This window comes from Streptantibioticus silvisoli (assembly GCF_027947535.2).
Taxonomy (GTDB): domain Bacteria; phylum Actinomycetota; class Actinomycetes; order Streptomycetales; family Streptomycetaceae; genus Streptantibioticus_C; species Streptantibioticus_C silvisoli.
In genome coordinates this window covers 53,792-72,651 of sequence record NZ_JAAGKO020000029.1, presented here as the reverse complement: position 1 = coordinate 72,651, position 18,860 = coordinate 53,792, and the positions used below count along the sequence as shown (strand labels likewise).

Annotated in this window: 15 protein-coding genes and 1 pseudogene; 7 read left to right on the top strand and 9 right to left on the bottom strand. The window is 72.9% G+C overall.

Annotation, left to right across the window (positions count from 1 at the left end):
* Positions 1–48: 48 nt before the first annotated feature.
* The 3 genes from POF43_RS20050 to POF43_RS20040 all read right to left on the bottom strand — a co-directional run bounded on the left by POF43_RS20050 (position 49) and on the right by POF43_RS20040 (position 2,262).
* Entirely contained in the window at positions 49–570 is a 522-nt protein-coding gene (locus POF43_RS20050) for an HAD domain-containing protein (protein WP_271324931.1), read from the bottom strand.
* 178 nt (positions 571–748) lie between these two features.
* Positions 749–934, bottom strand: a complete 186-nt coding sequence (locus tag POF43_RS20045) for a hypothetical protein (RefSeq protein WP_271324930.1) — start codon at positions 932–934, stop codon at positions 749–751.
* A gap of 302 nt (positions 935–1,236) precedes the next feature.
* Positions 1,237–2,262: an aldo/keto reductase gene (locus tag POF43_RS20040; RefSeq protein ID WP_271314116.1), complete on the bottom strand. Its 1,026-nt coding sequence runs from the start codon at positions 2,260–2,262 to the stop codon at positions 1,237–1,239.
* Between the two features lie 109 nt (positions 2,263–2,371).
* Between POF43_RS20040 and POF43_RS20035 the strand changes: the two genes are divergently transcribed.
* Complete coding sequence (locus tag POF43_RS20035) at positions 2,372–3,040, top strand: TetR/AcrR family transcriptional regulator (RefSeq protein WP_271323055.1); 669 nt, start codon at positions 2,372–2,374, stop codon at positions 3,038–3,040.
* Here the strand turns inward: POF43_RS20035 and POF43_RS20030 are convergent.
* A complete protein-coding gene (locus POF43_RS20030) occupies positions 2,958–4,076 on the bottom strand; it encodes an FAD-dependent oxidoreductase (RefSeq protein ID WP_271323056.1) in 1,119 nt (372 codons plus the stop codon). The two genes, POF43_RS20035 and POF43_RS20030, sit on opposite strands and share 83 nt — an antisense overlap.
* 53 nt (positions 4,077–4,129) lie before the next feature.
* Between POF43_RS20030 and POF43_RS20025 the strand changes: the two genes are divergently transcribed.
* Complete coding sequence (locus POF43_RS20025) at positions 4,130–4,822, top strand: TetR/AcrR family transcriptional regulator (protein WP_271323057.1); 693 nt, start codon at positions 4,130–4,132, stop codon at positions 4,820–4,822.
* Positions 4,823–4,990: 168 nt separating this feature from the next.
* On the opposite strand, the gene POF43_RS20020 is transcribed toward POF43_RS20025, so the two are convergent.
* From POF43_RS20020 to POF43_RS20010, 3 genes are all read right to left on the bottom strand, one after another.
* Positions 4,991–5,830, bottom strand: coding sequence for a phytanoyl-CoA dioxygenase family protein (locus POF43_RS20020; RefSeq protein ID WP_271323058.1), 840 nt, complete (start codon positions 5,828–5,830; stop codon positions 4,991–4,993).
* Between the two features lie 181 nt (positions 5,831–6,011).
* Complete coding sequence (locus POF43_RS20015; RefSeq protein ID WP_271314111.1) at positions 6,012–6,299, bottom strand: STAS domain-containing protein; 288 nt, start codon at positions 6,297–6,299, stop codon at positions 6,012–6,014.
* Positions 6,299–10,471, bottom strand: a complete 4,173-nt coding sequence (locus tag POF43_RS20010; RefSeq protein WP_271323059.1) for a SpoIIE family protein phosphatase — start codon at positions 10,469–10,471, stop codon at positions 6,299–6,301. Before POF43_RS20010 ends, POF43_RS20015 begins: the two co-directional genes overlap by 1 nt.
* 208 nt (positions 10,472–10,679) lie before the next feature.
* On the opposite strand from POF43_RS20010, the gene POF43_RS20005 reads away from it, so the two are divergent.
* Together POF43_RS20005 and POF43_RS20000 are read left to right on the top strand one after the other, a co-directional pair.
* Entirely contained in the window at positions 10,680–12,017 is a 1,338-nt protein-coding gene (locus POF43_RS20005) for a PP2C family protein-serine/threonine phosphatase (RefSeq protein ID WP_271323060.1), read from the top strand.
* Positions 12,014–12,370 carry an STAS domain-containing protein gene (locus POF43_RS20000; RefSeq protein WP_271323061.1) on the top strand — a complete coding sequence of 119 codons (357 nt, stop codon included), beginning with the start codon at positions 12,014–12,016 and terminating at the stop codon, positions 12,368–12,370. The genes POF43_RS20005 and POF43_RS20000 overlap by 4 nt, the downstream gene beginning before the upstream one ends.
* A 271-nt stretch (positions 12,371–12,641) precedes the next feature.
* On the opposite strand, the gene POF43_RS34930 is transcribed toward POF43_RS20000, so the two are convergent.
* The gene (locus tag POF43_RS34930) at positions 12,642–14,483 is read right to left on the bottom strand and encodes a choice-of-anchor P family protein (protein ID WP_271323064.1); all 1,842 of its coding nucleotides are present in this window, start codon (positions 14,481–14,483) and stop codon (positions 12,642–12,644) included.
* Between the two features lie 152 nt (positions 14,484–14,635).
* Positions 14,636–14,974: pseudogene (locus POF43_RS19990) on the bottom strand (MFS transporter); the annotation flags it as partial.
* 436 nt (positions 14,975–15,410) lie between these two features.
* On the opposite strand from POF43_RS19990, the gene POF43_RS19985 reads away from it, so the two are divergent.
* The 3 genes from POF43_RS19985 (at position 15,411) to POF43_RS19975 (ending at position 18,848) form a co-directional block, all read left to right on the top strand.
* Complete coding sequence (locus POF43_RS19985) at positions 15,411–16,100, top strand: hypothetical protein (protein WP_271323062.1); 690 nt, start codon at positions 15,411–15,413, stop codon at positions 16,098–16,100.
* On the top strand, positions 16,097–16,591 hold the full coding sequence (locus POF43_RS19980) for a hypothetical protein (RefSeq protein WP_271323063.1): 495 nt from the start codon (positions 16,097–16,099) through the stop codon (positions 16,589–16,591). Before POF43_RS19985 ends, POF43_RS19980 begins: the two co-directional genes overlap by 4 nt.
* Before the next feature lie 1,054 nt (positions 16,592–17,645).
* Positions 17,646–18,848 (top strand): cytochrome P450, encoded by a 1,203-nt coding sequence (locus tag POF43_RS19975; protein WP_271318116.1) that lies wholly within the window; start codon positions 17,646–17,648, stop codon positions 18,846–18,848.
* The last annotated feature ends 12 nt before the right edge of the window (positions 18,849–18,860 follow it).

The window sequence follows — 18,860 nt, the reverse complement described above, 5'->3', positions numbered from 1 at the left end:
GCCGCGGAGTGCTTTCCGGTGGTCTCGCCACGGTCTCCAGTCCGAATATCAGACCAGCCGTCGCAGCCACGAGTCGAGAGCCGCGTAGTCGCTGCCGGTCAGGCCACGCCGGGGATCGACACGATGGAGCAGGGCTCGCCCCCGATGATGGGCGGCGATCCAGGCCCGATCGGTGTCGGTGACCTCGTCGTCGACCCAGGCGAACGGGCGCCCCGCAGCCCATGCGACCAGTGTGCGGGTCTTCCAGTGCAGTCCGCTCCGCTCGTCCTGGTCGTCGATGTCGGACGGCTCCGGCCAGTCCACCACCGCCAGTTGCGGCAGACCGATGCGGGGCGCGATGCATTCGTTCGCGTCAGCCATCCATGTCGTCGCCCAGACCACTTCGCACGGGAGCGCCGCCAGCCGGGGCCCATGCTCTGGGTCGACCCTGGCCAGGAGCGGATTCGCGTCGGCACCGAGCGGTTCGGACCCCGTCGCGAAGGTCGGATACGGCTGGGACAGCGCACCGAAGGGGATGAGCGGTCCATCGACATCGAGAAACAGCAGCGGACGCCACACCGAACCGGTCACCGGAGCACGATAGCGACAGTTCCCGCCGCGAATCGACACGATGGACGAAGCCCCGCGCACCCGCCGTCCGCGCGGCCGCCCCCATCGTCCACGCGGCCACCACCGCGCTGCGGCTCCGGCCGCCGGCACCTGGCTGCACGTCCCTTGCTCCGGCCGCCGTCCGGCCGGAGCCGTCAGGTCACAGGCCGTTTGTGGCGACGAGGGCGAGCACGGCGGCCAGGTCGTCGGCGGGGCGGCGGGCGGCGACGTAGCCGTCGGGGCGGACGAAGACGAGTTCGTCGCCGGTGACCCGGTACGCGCGGTGGGCGTGGCCGTCGGTGTCGATCACGGTGTCGGGGCCGGTGGCGGCCGGATCGGTGGTCACGTCGGGCCCAGGGTCCTTCGCAGCGGCGAAACGGCCGGCGCGTCCCGGGCGACCGCAACGGTGGAACGGCCGGCGCGTCCGGGGCGATCGGGGCCGGTGGTGTCGCAGGAGCCACCGCACGCCGTGCTGTCCGGGCGCCGCGGCGGAGCCGGCCCCCGCCCGTCATGCGGTAACAAGCAACCGGCAACCGGAACGCCACCGCCGACCACGACCGCGCCCGCAGATCCACTCCGCCCGGCCGCCCGAACCCCGCCCCGCCCCGGCCGGCCGGCCGATCCGCACCCCACTCAACCGCCCCGCCTTCAGGCCGCGGTGCGCTCCGCCTCCGGGCGGCGCAGCAGACTCGCCTGCTGCACGGCCGGAGGGCGGTACGCCATGTCGAGCGCGCCGACGTCGGTGCCCGGGGGGACGATCGCGTCGAGCCGGTCGAGGACGTCGTCGCCGAGCCGGAGGTCCGCGCCGGCGAGCAGGTCGTCGAGTTGCTCCATGGTGCGCGGGCCGATGATGGCGGAGGTCACGCCGGGGTGGGTGATGGCGAACGCCATGGCCAGGTGCGTCATCTTCAAGCCGGCCTGTTCGGCGACGGCGATGATCTGTTCGACGGCGTCGAGCCGGCGCTCGTCGCTGAGGTGCTTGAAGTAGGCCGCGCGGCGCAGGTCGGTCTGCTGCCCCTTGCGGATGCGTCCGGTGAGCATGCCCTGTGCCAGCGGGCTCCAGACCAGCGTGCCCATCCCGTAGCGCTGGGCGACGGGCAGGACCTCGTTCTCGATGCCGCGGTTGAGGATGGAGTAGGTCGGCTGTTCGGTCCGGAACCGCTCCAGACCGCGGCGCTCGGAGACCCACTGCGCCTCGACGATGTCGGAGGCGGGCATCGTGGACGATCCGATGGCGCGCACCTTGCCGCTGCGGATCAGGTCCGAGAGCGCCGAGAGCGTCTCCTCGATGTCGGTGGCGGGGTCCGGCCGGTGGATCTGGTAGAGGTCGATGTGGTCGGTGCCCAGGCGGCGCAGCGAGTTGTCGACCGCGGTCATGATCCAGCGCCGCGAGTTGCCCTGCTGGTTGGGGTCGTCCCCCATGGGGCGGTTCAGCTTGGTCGCGAGGACGACGCTGTCGCGGCGGCCCTTGAGCGCCTTGCCCACGATCTCCTCGGACTCGCCGCGGGAGTACATGTCGGCGGTGTCGACGAAGTTGATCCCCGCGTCCAGGGCCTTGTGGATGATGCGGATCGAGTCGTCGTGGTCGGGGTTGCCGATGGTCCCGAACATCATGGCCCCGAGCGCGTAGGGGCTGACCTTGATGCCGGTCCGGCCGAGGGTACGGTAGCGCACTGGTGATCTCCTCACGGCATCACGACGGGTGCCGTACGATTAACAAGTGGGACAACGTCCCGTTTCAACTTCACGATATGGGACAGTGTCCCACTTAGCAAGGAGGGGCATGCCGCCTCGCGTTGACGCGCAGCGGAACCTGGACGCGATCCTCGCCGCCGCGAAGGAGGAGTTCGCCGCCCGGGGCGTCGATGTCAACGTGCGCGCGATCGCCGCGCGGGCCGGCGTGGGCACGGCGACCCTGTACCGGAACTTCCCGCTGCGGTCGGACCTGATCGCGGCGGTGTTCCGCCGCGAGATCGACGCCTGCGCCGCCGCGGCACCCCAACTCGCGGCGGCGCACGAACCCGACGAGGCGCTGGACCGGTGGCTCCGGCGCTACACGGAGTTCGTGGCCACCAAGCACGGGCTCGCCGCCGCCCTCCACTCCGGCGACCCCGCCTTCAGCGCGCTGCCGGCGTACTTCCACGAACACCTCGGGCCGGCCCTCCGGACGCTGCTGCGCGACGCGGAAGCGGCGGGCGCCGTACGCGGGGACGTCGACCCCCTCGACCTGCTCGGCGCCGTCGCCAACCTCTGCATCCCGCCGCCCGGGTCGGACGACCACTCCCGCGCCGGCCGGATGGTCGCCCTGCTGATCGACGGTTTGCGCTACGGCGCGAAGGGCCAGGTCGGGTCTTGCCGGACCCCGGCGGTCAGGACGGCTGGACCTGATCGAACAGGGCGAGGGCTTCGGCGGGGTCCGGACTCACCAGGCGTTCCAGACCGGCCGTCGTGATCTTCGCCCACCGGCCGGCCCGGGCCCACATCCGCTCCTCGAAGGCGCGAACGGCCTCGTCCAGATCCGCCGGGCCGGCGGCGACGGTCTCGGCGAGTTCGGCGCCCTCCAGCATCGCGAGGTTCGCGCCCGCCCCCAGCGGGGGCATCAGATGGGCGGCGTCGCCCAGGAGCGTCACCCCGGGGACGTGGGCCCAGGTGCGGGACACCGGCAGGGTGTGAACGGGCCGGTGGACGAAAGCGGTGCCCTGGCGCAGGAGGTCGAGTACGGGAGCGGCCCAGCCGTCGAACAGGGCCAGCAGGCTCGACCGCACGGCCCCGGCGTCGGCCGGGTCCAGGTCCGCGAGCCAGTCCAGCGGCGCGCGGAATTTGGCGTACACCTTCACGTGGCCGCCGCTGTTGCGCTGGGCGACGAGGCTTCGGTTCACCCCGTACACCGCCACGGAACCGTCGCCGACCAGCCGGGCGAGGTCGCGGTGGCGGGTGTAGACGTCGCCGAGGGAGGTCTCGACCGCGGTGACGCCGGTGTAGTGCGGCGTCACCGCGGAGACCGCCGGGCGGACCCGGGACCAGGCGCCGTCCGCGCCGACCACGAGGTCGAACGCCTCCTGCCGCCCGTCCGCGAACCGCACCAGCACGCCGTCCCGAGTCCCCGGCACCACCTGCGTCACGCCGCGGCCCCACTGGACGTAGAGAGGGCCGAGCAGCAGGTCACGGAGTTGCCCGCGGTCGATCTCGGGGTTGGCCCGCTCGTCCGGTCCGGGTCGCCAGTCGCGCAGGACGGTCCCGTCGGTGTCCAGGATGCGCATGGCCTGCCCCTCGGAACGGGACAGCGCCCCGAACTCCGCCAGCAGCCCCGCCTTGTCCAGCGCGAGTTGCCCCAGTCCTTCGTGCAGGTCCAGCGTGCCGCCCGGGGGGCGGACGTCGCGGGCGGGATCGCGTTCGAGGACGGTGACGGGGTGGCCGTGGCGGTGCAGGACACGGGCGAAGGTGAGGCCGCCAGGGCCACCGCCGACCACGGCGATACGATGTCTCATGTCGATACACTGTATTTGCCCCTGGCGATGCATCGCAACAGAACGGTGTGACCATGACTGTGTGGGACCGGCCCGAGCCGCCGACTGGCCCCGTGCCGCTCGACCGTGAGCGGATCGTCGCCGCCGCCGTCGCGCTGGCCGACGACGGCGGGCTGGAGGCGGTGTCGTTGCGCAAGGTCGCCGCCCGGCTGAACGCCGGCCCGATGCGGCTGTACGGATACATCGCCACCAAGCAGGAGCTGTTCGACCTCATGGTGGACGACGCCCAGGCCGAGATCCTCCCCGCGGAACGGCCCGCCGACTGGCGGGAGGCGCTGCGCGTCCTGGCTCTCCGCACCAGGCAGGCCGTCCTCCGTCACGAATGGCTGGCCGACCTGCTCGGCGGCCGTCCCGCCCTGGGCCCGAACGGCCTCGCCGTGACCGAGGCCAGGCTGGCCGCGCTCGACGGCCTCGCCGGCATCGACACCGTCATGCGCGCCGTGGAGACGGTCAGCGCCTACACCACCGGCGCGATCAGGCGCGAGATCGCGAACCTGCGAGCCGAGCGCGCCACGGGCCTGTCCAAGCGCGACTGGCAGCGCGCCTCCGGCCCGCATGTGACAAGGATGTTGGCCACGGGCCGCTTCCCCGCGCTGTCCAAGGCCGTGCACGACGGCGCGGACGTGGACGCCGAGGCTTCCTTCACGACCGGCCTGGACTGGGTCCTCGACGCCGTGGCCGCCAAGCTCACCCGGCCGCCGGCGTGACCCGCGCACCCGCCGAAGGCGAGGCGGGCCCGACCGCGCGGATCGCCCGCACCGCAGACGTCACCGGCCGCACGCCACTCCCCCGAACCGGCCCCACCCGCCTGTGCGAAACGAACGGCACCGGCGAAGCCTCCGTGGCCCCGGGGTCCGAGGGCGGCGGGCGGGGTTTCAGTCGGCGCCCATGACCAGTCCTTCGATGGTGTGCTTCTGCACGATCGGGGTGAGCCGGTCGACGACGGCGCAGTGCAGATGGTCGCGGACGCCGGCGGGAAGCGCGTCCCGGTAGCCGGGGGTGACGGCCATGTCGTGGTGTCCGGCGTTGCCCGCGCCCGGGGCGTCGACGCCGAGCACCAGGACCGGCCGCGCGTCGCTCGACCGGTTGGCGGTACCGCGATGGACGGTCAGCGCCGAGCGGACGGAGATGTCGCCGCGCCGCGGGAGCTTGCGCCGGGCGGCGGCGGCGTACCGCGGGTACGTCTCGCGGGACGGGAACATCGCGTGCTCGAAGTCGTCGCCGCGTTCCCACTGCGTTCCGGGGGCGATCTCGAACGGGCCCATGTCCTCACGGGTGTCCACCGCGGTGAGGTTGAACGCCAGCGAGGTGTAAACGTGGTCGCGCCAGGTGGCTGGCGGGGAGGGGAAGTCACGGTGCCAGGGCTGGTCGACGGCTCCGGCGAAGGGGATGTCGAACCCGAGTTCCACGATCTCGTACTCCGGCCCGAGGACCGCCTCGCAGACGGACCGCACCCACGGGTGCCCGGCCAGCTCGGCGAAGCCCCGCAGCTGCTCCGGGTGGATCTCCACGTAGTAGCGGTGCGGGCCGCGGCCGACGGCCCCGCCCGGTCGGGCCGCCGCCGCCTCGAACGCCGCCTCGACGTCCTCCCGCATCCGGTCCGCCCAGGCGGTGGTGAAGGCACCCCGGCAGGCGGTGATGCCCGCCTCCCGCAACTCGGCCAGGGCGGCGGCAAGTTCCGGCAAGGCGTTCGAGGGGCGGTCCTGGATCGGCATCTGCGGCTCCTGGAGCGAACGTACGGGCTCTGCGCGCTACCACCTTGCAACGTTGTAAGGCGTCTGACAACGGCAGTCCCCGCGCGGAAGGAAGCGGCGACACCGCCTCGGCCGCCGCGCCCGGTTCCGCACCGCCCGGCGGTGGGCGGGGTGTTCGGTGCCGCCCCGGCCGCGGCGACCGCTACCCGTCGTGGCCCCTGGTGAGGCCCGAAAGGCCCGAGACGCTCAGGACCGGGTCCAGGAGGGGATTGCTGATGAGTTCGATGCGCTCGGCGTGCGGGAACAGCACGCTGAGGCCGGCGCTGTCGAGGTACTCCACGCCGGTGAGATCGAGCACGAGGAGGCCGGGGGTGTCCGCGAGCGCCGCGGCCAGCTCCTTGGTGTTGCTCATGTCGATCTCGCCGACCGCGGTCAGCAGCGCGGTGCCGTCGGGCCGTCGCCCGGACGTGAGGGTCAAGGGCGTGGTCATCAGGCGATCCTCGTGTGCATGTCGACGGTGGTACCGGACGGGCCGGGGGTGACGGTGACCTGCTGCATCAGTGCGCGCATCAGGCCCATCCCACGACCGCGGTGCGTGTTGAGCTCGGGCTGCGGCGGTTTCCAGCGCCCGGTGTCGGCGATGGTCAGCCGCAGGTTGTCGACGTACGCCTCAGCCCGGAAGTAGATGGTGTCGCCGGGGGCGTCGCGGTGGCCGTGCTCGATGGCGTTGGCACACGCCTCGCCAGCGGCGACCAGCACGTTCTGCACGGTGTTGGGCGGCAGGTCGCACTGGTCGAGCCAGCCGCGCAGCGTCTTGCGGACCGGGGCGAGCTGGGACGACTCCGCGGGGAAGGACATCTCCAGCGGGGCCGGGTGGCGGTAGAGCAGCAGGGCGACGTCGTCGTCGTAGCCGTCGGCGGGGGCCAGCCGCGACATGACGTCGGTCGCCAGGTCGTCGACCGCGGTGTCCCGGCCGTCCTGGAGGGCTTCGCTCGCCTGGTCGATGCCGGCGGTGAGCGGACGGCGGCGCCGCTCGACGAGCCCGTCGGTGTACAGCAGCAGCGTGGAGCGGGCCGGAATGGTGCAGGCGCCCTCGGGGCGCGGGTTGCCGGGGCGGACGGCCAGCGGCAGGGAGCGGCCGTCCTCCAGCAGCCGGGTGGTGCCGTCGGGCTGGACCAGGATGCCGGGCGGATGACCGGCGCTGGAGTACGTCAACTGCCCGGTGTCCGCGTTCAGGACGCCGCAGAAGACGGTGGTGCAGATCGCGCCGGGCACGCCGGCGGCGAACTGGTCCAGGGCCATCAGCGTCTGCGCGGGGCTGGCCTGCTGGAGCAGCAACGCACGGCAGGCGCTGCGCAGTTGACCCATGACGCTGGCGGCTTCCAGGCCCCGGCCGACGCAGTCGCCCACGACGATGCCGATACGGCCGTCGGGCAGCGTGACGGTGTCGTACCAGTCGCCGCCGACCTCCAGGGGCTGGGTGGCGGGCTCGTAGCGGACGGCGAACCCGTCGGGCAGCTGGGAGGGGCCGAGGATGGCGCGCTGGAGGGCGATGGCGGTCTCGCGCTGCTGGTCGATCTGGTGTGCGCGGTTCAGCCCCTGGGCGAGGTGGCCGGCCAGCAGGGACAGCAGCAGCTGGTCCTCACCGGTGAAGGGCCGGTTCTCGCCCAGGTCGATCCACAGGGCGAGCGGGCCGTCGGGGTACTCCAGCAGGATGCCGGCCCCGGTGTGGTCGGCGACCGGGGTGAGAACGGGCCCCCGGCGCAGTTGGTCGACCGTCTCCCGGCGTCCGGCGGGCAGGGTCGGCCAGCTCAGGGCGGCGTCGGTGGAGGTCAGCACGGGTTCGTCGCCGTGGTCGAAGACCGCTGCCACCACCGACCGGGCACGCCAGATCTTCCGCAGTTCGCCCAACGCGCCGGCCAGGGCCTCCGGCAGGCTGGTGGCGCGGGACAGGCAGGTGCTCAGGGCGGCCAGGGCGCTTTCGCGCTGGATGGCGAAGTGCTCGGCGGTGACGTCGCGGAAGGTGCCGACGGTCACCCGGCGCCCGGTGTCGGGCTCGTCGACCTGGTTGAAGGTGGCCGTCACCCACAGCCGGTGTCCGTCGCGACGGGTGATCGGGATGGTGTAGGAGCCCTTGGTGCGGCCGAGCAGCAGGGCGAATGCCTCGCCGACCTGCTGATGCGCCGCGGAGTCGGTGGCGGCGTCCGGCCACCAGGGGTGGATCGGCCGGTAGGGCAGACCCTCGGGGCCGTATCCGATGATGTCGGTGAACGCCGCGTTGATCTCGATGACGGCGCCCTCCTCGTCGCAGACGAAGAACGCCTCCTGCAACGAGTCGACCAGTGCGGTGCGCCAGCGGGCGTGGTGGTTGCGCAGCCGCGCCAGCTCGATGTTCGCCCGCACCCGGGCGAGGAGTTCGGCGGCCGCGAACGGCTTGACGAGGTAGTCGTCCGCGCCGGCCTGGAGGCCCTCGATGGACGCCTCCTGCCCGGCCCGGGCGGACAGCAGCAGCACGGGGAGCGAGGCGGTGCGCTGGTCGCCGCGCAGCGCCGCGACCAGGGCGAGACCGTCCAGGTGGGGCATCATGACGTCGCTGACCACCAGGTCGAACGCCTTGGCCCGTACCGCCTCCAGGGCCTGCCGGCCGTCATCGACCGTGCTGACCCGGTAGCCGGCGCCGCGCAGCAGGCGGGAGAGGTACTCGCGCATGTCGGCGTTGTCGTCGGCGACCAGCACCTCCGCCCGGAGCGACGAGCCGGAGGCCGGTGCGTCGGCGCAGCCGTCCGCGGCGCTCTTGACCCCGGCGGGCGCGGTGGCGATCTCCTCGCCGGGCAGCCAGCGCAGGGCTTCCTGCACGAAGGGGTCGGTCACGGCGGGGGCCGCGCCGCCGTCCGCCCGGGGCAGCAGGACACCGGCGGGCAGGTGCGCGGAGCCGAACGGCAGCCGGATGGTGAACCGGGTGCCCCGGCCCTCGGTCGACGCGGCGTCGATCTCGCCGCCGTGCAGCCCCACCAGTTCCTTCACCAGGGCCAGGCCGATGCCGCTGCCCTCGTTGGAGCGCGAGCGCGCGTTCTCGATGCGGTGGAATCGTTCGAACAGCCTGGGCATCTCGTCCGCCGCGACCCCGATGCCGGTGTCCGTGACGGTCACCACCGCCGCGCCGTCCCCGGCGCGCACGGCGACGCGGATCGAGCCGTCGAAGGTGAACTTCAGCGCGTTGCTGAGCAGGTTGAGGACGACCTTCTCCCACATGCTGCGGTCGATGAAGACCGGCTCGGGCAGCGGGGAGCAGTCGACCTGGAACTCCAGGCCGGCCCGGTCGACGGCGGAGCGGAAGACGCTGGCGAGTTCGGCGGTGACCGTGGCCAGGTCGACCGGCTCGTAGCTCGCCTGCATCCGGCCGGCCTCGATGCGGGAGAAGTCCAGCAGGGTGTTGACCAGCTTGCCCAGCCGCAGCCCGTTGCGGTGGATGACCTCCAACTCCTCCCGTACGCCCGGGTCAGCGCCGGTGAGGCGGTCCCGCAGCTCCTCCACCGGTCCCATGATCAGCGCCAGGGGGGTGCGGAACTCGTGGCTGATGTTGGAGAAGAACGTCGTCTTCGCGCGGTCCAGTTCGGTGAGTTCCTCCGCGCGCCGCTGCTGCGCCTGGTAACTGCGGGCGCTGGCCACTCCGGTGGCGACGTGCCCGGCGATCAGTTCGACGAAGCCGCGGTATGCGTCGTCCAGGGTCCGGTACCGGTTCAGGCCGACCACCATGAATCCGTACGGGGCGCCGCCCTGCTGCCGCAGCGGCACCACCAGCGCCTCACGGGGTGCCTCGGCCCACTCCCCCGTCGGCAGATCCGTGAACGCGGCGCCGTCCAGCGCCACCAGCGCGGGCTCGCCGCGGGCCGGGGCAGCCGCCGGCCACACCGCCTCGGAGCCCTGCGGCAGGGTCCGCGCCGCGGCGAGGTGGCCGGCCCGGATTCCGGTGGCCGCGGCCAGCTGGGCGCTGCCGTCTTCCTGGAAGAGGTAGGTCAGCGTGAACGGAAGGTCGGCCGGGTTGCGGCTCAGCTGGCGGCGGGCGAAGTCGAGCATCTCCTGCTCGGTACGCACCACGCTGGGGTCGGAGCCGAGGTCGCGCAGCGTGGCCATCCGCCGCTCGCCGATGACCCGTTCGGTCTCCTCGCTGACCACGCACAGCATGCCGACCACCTGGGCGGTGTCGTCGCGCAACGGGCTGTAGGAGAACGTGTGGTAGCTCTCCTCCTGGTACCCGGAGCGCTCCACGAACAGCAGCAGCGCCTGGTCCCAGGTGGACTCGCCGGTGGTGAGCACGGTGTCGATGCGCGGGCCGATGTCGTTCCAGATCTCCGCCCACACCTCGCTCGCCGGGCGTCCCAGCGCCCACGGGTACTTGCGGCCCAGCGTGTCGCGCCGGTAGGCGGCGTTGCAGAAGAAGGTGAGGTCCGGCCCCCAGGCCATCCACATCGGGAACTTCGACGACAGCAGGATGCTCACGGCCGTCTTCAGGCTCTGCGGCCAGCTGTCCGGATCACCGAGCGGGGTGGTCGCCGCCCAGTCCACCAGGGCCAGGTCCCGGCCTATCGTCGGGTCGGCGGTGAACACGCCGGCCCCGACCTGCCCCGCCACCTGCGGCCCGGCGTCCTCCGAACGCGTCACTGCCCACCCCTTCGTTCACGACAGCCACTGCCCGAGCGCCGCCCGTCGGCATCCATTGTGCGGCCCCCTGCGCGTCAAGATATCCACGGCCTGTGAGACGGCGCACGGCGGCCGGGTAACCCGGACAACTCGTTGACGTGATCCGTAGAATAGGACAGCCGCACCCCGGACTGCCGGGCGCGGCCACCGAGAAGGGGCGGAAAGGCGCATGACGGGGGTCGAGGACGCCTTCCTCCACGACGTCGAGGCCGCCACGGCCGCCGCGACGGACGAACGGCGACGGCTCGCCGCGGTGAGCCGCTACGACATCCTGGACACCCCGTCCGACGGGACCTTCGACAAGATCGCCTCCCTCGCGGCCCGCATCTTCGACGCCCCCATGGCCACCGTGGCGATCGTGGACAGCGACCGGGTGTGGTTCAAGGCCGCGCACGGGCTCCGGGACGTGGCGGAGATCGCCCGCGACCCGGACCTGTCGGCTCCCGTCATCCCGCACCAGGGGCCGTACGTCGTCACCGACGCCCTCGACGACCCGCGCACCGCCGGCAGTTCCCTCGTCCGCGGTGAGCTGGGAGTGCGGTTCTACGCCGCCGCGCCGATCACCACGGCCGACGGGCACCGCCTGGGCAGCGTGAACGTGCTCGACACCCGCCCCCGCCGGCCCACCGAGGACCAGCTCGCGGGCCTGCAGGAACTGGCCGCGCTCGTCATGGACCAACTCGAACTGCGCTTGGCCGCCCAGCACACGGTCGCGGCCGAACGCGAGCGGCGCGCCGACGCCGAACGCCTGGCCCGCACGCTCCAGCGGACCCTGCTGCCCCCGGCGCTGCCCACCGTGCCCGGACTCCGGGCGGCCGCCGCTTACCACACCGCGTCCGTCGACGAGGTCGGCGGCGACTTCTACGACCTGTTCCCGCTCGACGACGGCCGGTGGGCGTTCTTCCTCGGCGACGTGTGCGGCAAGGGCGCCGCCGCCGCCGCCCTGACCTCGCTGACCCGCTACACGCTGCGTGCCGCCGCCATCTACGACCCCGACCCCTGCACCGCCCTGGCCAACCTCGACACGGTCCTCAAGGGCGAGTACCAGGGGGACACCCCCCGGTTCTGCACCGCCGTGTTCGGCGTGCTCGACGCCGAGCCCGACGGGTCCTTCACCGTGACGCTGGCCGGCGGCGGCCATCCGCCGACCCTGGCGGTGCGCGCGGACGGCACCGTCGAACCGGTCTCCACCGCCGGCGGCCAACTCATCGGGCTGCTGCCCGACCCCCATTTCGTGCAGACCACCACGCGCCTGGCCCCCGGCGACGCCCTGCTGCTGTACACCGACGGGCTCATCGAGGCCCGCACCGCGGACGGCAGCATGCTCGGCGAGGAGGGTCTGACCCGCCACCTGGCCACCCGTGCGGCCCGAGGCGCCGAGGACCTGCTTGCTACGGTGCACGGACTCTTCACCGATCTGGGAACCGGGGTGAGCGACGACACCGCGCTGCTCGCCCTGTCCGTCCCGCCCTGCTCCATTCCCCAGTCCGCCCAGGAGAACAGGTGACCGACCGCACTCTGACCGCCACCCGGCACACCCATTCCCAGGGCGCCCTCGTGCTGGCCGTGGCCGGCGAACTCGACCACCACACCGCACCGGAGTTCACCCGGGTCGTCCAGGAAACGCCCTTCGGCCCCGACGCCCCCGTGCTGATCGACGCCTCGGGGCTGACCTACTGCGACTCCACGGGCATCACCGTGTTCGTCAGCGCCTACCAGCGCGCGCAGAAGACCGGCACCCGCCTGTTCGTCGTCGGGCTGAACGCCGACCTGACACGGGTCTTCGGCATCGTGGGCCTCGACCAGCTCTTCACCTTCCAGCCCACCGTCGACGACGCGATCAACGCCCTGCGGGCCTAGGGTCTGCCCGGCGGATCGGGAAGCGGCGCGCGGCGCGGGGGTCGGTGACCACGCGCCGGGCAGCCGCGCCCGGTGCGAGCCCCCGGCGGGCACCGCTTCCGCCGTCGCCCGCTCGGCGGCGGCGGCGGTCGTTCACGTGCCGGAGCCGTCAACGCGCACAGGCCGTTGCGACAGCGCAAGGGTGAGTGCCGCGCCGCGGTGACGCACCCGCGCCCCGACCGCGCCGCCCGGCGGACACCGGACGGCGCGGCGGGGTTCGGGGTTGGCGGGATCAGACGGCGGGGCAGGTCGCCGGGCCGGTGGGCAGCGCGGCGGTGGACGTGCTGAGGGTGAGGTGAACGCCGGTCAGCAAGGTGACGTGCAGGGCGTTGACGGTGATGCCCCGCCCCCCGGAGAGCGTGACGTGCTCGTTGAGTACGACCGAGCCGACCAGCGGCAGCGCGATCGTGGTGTTCGGCGCCGGGTGAACGGGCAGCGTGACGCCGGCGATCCGCAGCCCGGTGAAGGTCGCGTCCCCCGCGAGGGTGACGCCGCCGGGCCCGTTCGCGGTGACCGCGACGGCTGCCGACGCCTGCGTGGTGAGCGCGTCGGCGGTGATCAGGCCGCCCAGCAGGCTCACGTTCGCGATCGAGGCGTGCGCCGCCGCCGTCCTCGTGCCGTCCGCCGCGACCGTGCCGGAGGCGTCACTGCTCAGCGCGCCGAGCGACCCGAGGACGCCGAGCGAGGCCGTCAGCAGGGAGTGCGAGTCCGTGCCCGGCGCGATCACGCACGAGTGCGACGACGGCACGAGCGGTCCGACACCGGCGAGCGGGGAGACGACGTCGGCGGCGTTCGCGCGGGCGTCGAAGAGCGGAGCGGTGAACGTCACCGCCGCGCACCCGGGTGCGTCCAGGCCCACCCGGTCGGTGATGTTCGCACCGCACACCTGGTAGGACCCGGGGGTCAGCGACGTGACGTGCGCGGTGACCACGCAGGATGCCTGCCCGGCGGCGAGATCACCGCTGACGGCCAGTGCGCCGCCGGGACCCGCGGTGAGGGTGCCGCCGCCGCAGTCCGTGGTCGAGCCGTCGGCGAGGCTCAACCCGGCGGGCAGCTGTGCGGTGAACGACCAGCCGTCCTTCGCGGCCAGTTCATCGGTGTTCGTCACGGTGAACGTGAGGGTCGCCGGTGCGCCCACCGGCACGCTCGACGGGCTCAGGCCCACGTCGAGCTGCGGTGTGGCGTCCAGCAGCCGCACGTTGTCGAACGCGCCGTCGTTGCCGTCGCCGCTCGCCTGGTCGTTGACGAGCCGGATGCCGGCGGACGAGCCGTCGAACAACACCGAGCCGTTGCTGCTGTACGTGCCCACCCCGATGCCGCCCACGGTGGACTGCGGGTGGGCGCAGGCGTCGATGGGCGCGGTCGAGGTGGGCAGCGCGCGGTCGCCGTCGAGCAGGAAGAACGACAGGAGCGGGTGCGCGGCGAAACAGTTCTCGGCGGCGACGTCCACGGAGAACGTCAGGAAGCGTCCGGTGTCGGTCAGCGGAATCGGCCCGACCGTCTGGAGCTGGACCTTGCCGGCCCCGGGGTCGCCCTGGGTGTACGCGGTGACGGCGTGGTTGGTGGCGGGATCGCTCCCCGCCCAGGTACCCAGCGCGCCGGCGAGCTTCTTCACCTCCGCCCACGCGGTCGGCCCGCAGCCGCTGCCGGGCGGGTCGGTGGCGGTCGTACCGCCCGACACCAGGTAGCCGTTGCACCCGCTGAGCCACGCCGGGTCGGCGGTGTAGGTCTCGGCGACCGGCGGCGCACCGGTGTAGCCGGTGAGCGTCGAGGGCGCCGCGCCCTGGCCGTGCTCGAAGTCCTCGGTGAACACCGGGACCGGCGGTGCCGGATTCCCGGGGTGGCCGGGGGCGTTGGCCGGTGTGGTGGCCGAAGTCGCGGCGGCGGGAGCGCCGGTGGCGGGAACTCCGGTGGCGGGGACTCCGGTGGCGGGGACTCCGGTGGCGGCGATCGCGGGGCCGGCCGCGGCCAGGGGCGCGGCGGCGAGGGCGGCGGCCAGGGCGACCGCGGTGGTGAGGCGGCGCGGGGTTCTGCGGCGTATGCGGTGCGGTATACGGCGTCCGGGCTGATGCACGGTGTGCCTCCACGGGTCGACGACGCGGCGCACTCCCCCGGCCCGGCGGACCGGCGTGACGGGCGCCCGCTCCAGGACTCTCCGTCCGGGGCCGTCCGCACGCCGTCGCCGGGCGGCTCACGGAGGCGGGGCACCGGCGCGCGTTGCGGCCCCACGCCCCCGCGCACGCAGCGCCAAGCCGGGGCGTGCGGGGTCGGCCGCGGCTTCGGGGGTGATGCCGTGCGGCGCTGCTGGAGGGCGAAGAGGGCGAAACCGATCACCGAGGCGGCCATGGACAGCCACGTCCACAGCGGCCGGCCCTCCTGCTGTCCCCGGTCGAGCGGCAGCACCAGCAGGGCACAGGACGCCACGACCAGGGCGGCGCCGGTCACGTCGACCCGTACCGTTCGGTCGCTCTCCTTCTGGGGCACGAACTTCGCGGCGACGGTCAGTGCCGCGATTCCGATGGGCAGGTTGATCAGGAACACCGACCGCCAGTCCAGGTCGAGGAAGGGCGCGGACGTATTCGACATCGCTGGTGTCGGCGTGCTGTTCGCGGTGCCGACAGGAGCCGGTCGGCATGCGACGGGTGCAACGGGTCCGGGTTCCGCTCCCGTTCCGGGCGGTATGGCCGACGGTGAGGGTACGCGCCGAGCGGGGTCAGGGGGCGCTCCGACCGCCCGCCCGTCGTCCATCCGTGCATCCGTCCATCCGTCCATCCGTCCATCCGTCAACATCGGCGTTCGGATCTAATCCGAACAGGTGGCAATCGCCGCTCGTCAGGGTGAATCCCGGCCATAATCGCCCGCTGAGCAGGGACGATGAGTGCGCAGGGGAACCGTCGCCGACGCCGATGACCGGGGTCGGGGAGAGCAGAGTCCTACCGGAAGAGGAGCGGTCCTGCGGGCCGTTCGCGTTCCGCCGGGCTCACCGAGGGGAGGTACCGCCATGTTCCGTGGTTGGACGAGGGCCGCGCTCGCGGTCTGTGCCGTCGTGGCGCTCGGCGCGGCCGACAGCAGTGCTCACGCCGCACCCGCCGACGCGGCCCCGGTACATACCGCGCTACGTGCCGACGCGCACGGAACGGGCGGTGCGGACCGCGACTTCAGCGCGACGACCGTCACCGGTGCGACCCACACCGCCTTGCGTCTTGTGCTGGACGGCGGCCGCCCGCTGTCCGCGGCCGTCCGCGCGCGGATCGCGTCCCTTCTCGGCGTTCCCGCCACCACGGCGGGCCCGATGACCCAACGGCAGCCGTCCGCTGCGGCGCGGGGGCCGGCCGTTCTGCGGTGCGACAAGAACCCCAGCTGGAGTGATGCGCGCGGCACGCTCCACGCCCGCTTCAACTGCCATGCTCACACCGTGAATTGGGGCTACCTCATCTCCGCCCGGGTACGGGCCGTCATCACCGGGCCGGTCACCGAGGCGGGCGTTTCCTGGTGGCGCGACGGGAAGCGGCAGCCGAAGAACGCCGGTCACGTCGTCGGGGCCGGCTACCTCTTCCACGGCACGCTCAAGCCGGTCAACCACGACCAGCATGTGCAGTTCCAGGACTACCTGACCTTCCGCATCGAGATCGGCGGACGCACCGGCACCGGCTCCCTGGCATGGGCCGCCAACACCCGGACGAAGAAGTGAGCGGGCCGGCCGGGAAGCGGGACGCCCACTCCGTCCAGCACTGGGCCGAGACCGTGCTGCGCCAACTGCGCGCCCCGACCGGTGCGACGATCCACGTCAGCCCGGCGAGCGACGATCCGGCGGATCGCCCCTTGCCGGCGCCCGGCGCGGACGCCTACACCTCGGAACTGCGCCTGCCGGAGGAGACCGAAGACCGGATACCGGTACCGGACCGGGCGGATCGGGGCGAGTTCCTGGTCCGCCTCGACCTCGCGGACGCGTCCTCGACCACCGTCTTCCTCCCCGCCGATCTGGCGGACGCGGACGCGGTGGCCCAGCTCGCCGGCCAGTTGCAGGACAGCGTGCTGGAGAGCACCGGCGGCGCTCCGGAACCGCCCTGCCCGGTCACCGGTCACGGCCACCCCGCGGTGGCCGACGTGGTGGACGGCACGGCTTGCTGGACCTGCCCGGCCGGCGGCCCGACCCGGCCGGTACTGCGCGGCGCCGGGTAACGGTCCGGCCCGGGATCGGCGTTCGTCGCCGGCGCGGGTGAGCACTCACCGCCTCGGCATCGTCGAAGGGCTCACCAGACGATCCCGCACGAGTGAACCACCTGCCCCGATCCGCTCTGGACGGGCTCGTCCGCACGCGACGCCCGGCTCACCGCTCGTCGGCCGCGGCCGTACGCGTGGGCAAGCCCGTCGCGTCGGCATGGCAGCACCTGCCGCAGGCGCTGAGCCCAGCACTCAACGGCCCAACAACTCGGGTGCGGGGTCGTATGCGGCGCCCGGCTCACCTCTCGCCGACCGCGGCCGTACACGCGGGCAAGCCCGTCGCCTCGGCATAGCAGCACCTGCCGCAGGCGCTGAGCCCAGCACTCAACGGCCCAACAACTCGGAACCGAGCCTCCTTGGCCGACGGCATCCCGGAGGGCGGGGGTCCGGGTGCGCCGGGTCGCCCGGGCGGGGATGTTGACGGTGGCCCGATCGGCAGTCGGCGGTGGCCCGGACCGCCGCGCCTCGGCAGGGTCGTGACCACCACCCCGTCAGGCCGGCCTCCCCGCCATCTCGCAACCTCGCGTTGCGTCCACGCGCCGTACGCACGCGATGCGCCCGGCGGTGCTGCCGCGGCTTCCGCTTCCCCACCGTGCCATCCGCCTGCCGCGCCCACGTTCCCCCGGCACACGCCGCCGTGACTTCCGCTTCCCCACCGTGGCATCCGTCTGCCGTGCCCACGTTCCCCCGGCACACGAGGCCGCGGCTTCCGCTTCCCCACCGTGCCATCCGCCTGCCGCGCCCACGGCGCCCAAGCACACGCCGCCGTGACGTCCGCTTCCTCGCCACCGCACCCATCTGCCACGCCCACGCCACACCCCCGCCCCGGCCCCGGCCCCGCCCACCGCGACAACGGCCTACGCCCCTCTCGACAGACCCCTGACACCCGCGGAGGCGCGGCGTGCCGGACGCGGCGCGTGCGTGGGCAACCGAGAGGGAACCTAAAACCACCGCACCGGTGTTTTTGATGTTAGGCTGCGATCCGCGCTTCTGAATCGGAGGTCAACGTTCGATGACCACACCACAACTCCCTTTCCCCAGGCCGAACACGCTCGATCTCGCGCCGCTCTACGCCGTCCTGCGCCAGGAATCGCCTCTGGTCCAGGTCCGTACTCCGACCGGCGATCTGCTGTGGCTGGCGACCCGGTACGACGACGCGCGGGCGCTGTTCGGCGATCCGCGGTTGGGCAGGTCGCATCCGGAGCCGGAGAACGCCGCCATGCTGTCCGGCGCCGCCGTCCTGAGCGGGCCGATCGGCGAATACGACAAGGAGCGGGAGAACAGCCAGCGCCTGCGCAAACTGCTCGCCCCTGCCTTTTCCGCCAAGCGGATGCGGGCCCTCGGCGACCATGTGAACGAACTCGTCGAGGGCTGCCTCGATGCCATGCAGGCCGCCCACGACCGCTCCCCCGACGAACCGGTCGATCTGCATGCGCATCTGGCGTTCCCGCTGCCCGTGCTCGTGATCTGCGAGTTGCTCGGCGTTCCCTATGCCGATCGGGACTTCTTCCGCGATCTGTCCGAGCGCATCGGCAGGCTGGACGACGTGGACGATTCGCGCGCCGCGATGTCCGAATTCACCGCGTACACAGGTGAGTTGGCCGCTGCGAAACGAGCCGAGCCCGGCGCCGACGTCATCTCCGACCTCGTCCAGGCCCAGCAGGCGTATCCCGGATTCACCGACGCCGATCTCGGCAAGCTCGCCGCGGGGCTGTTGTTCGCCGGGCACGAGACCACCGGCGGACGTATCGATCTCGGCGTCCTGATGCTGCTGTCCGACCTTCGCCGGCGCGACGCCTTCACCGCGGACCCCGATGGCCTGGTGAACGACACGGTCGAAGAGATCCTGCGCATGTCCTCTCCCGGTGGTCTGGGCATTCCGCGCTACGCCCGGGAGGACATCGAGATCTCCGGGCAGACGATCGCGCGCGGCGAGGGGGTGCTCATCGCCGTCGGGGCGGCGAACCGCGACCCGCTGGTGTTCGCCGACGCGGATGAGTTCGTTCCCGCGCGAAGTCCCAATCCGCATCTCGGTTTCGGCCACGGCGCGCATTTCTGCATCGGCGCGTCCCTGGCACGCACCGAACTGAGAACGGTGTTTCCCGCACTGTTCCGCCGTTTCCCGGGGCTGCGGCTCGCCGTCGACGTGGGGGACATCGCGTACCGCTCCGACCAGTTGACCGGCGGGGTGCAATCGGTCCCCGTCATCTGGTGAACCGCCGAGTCC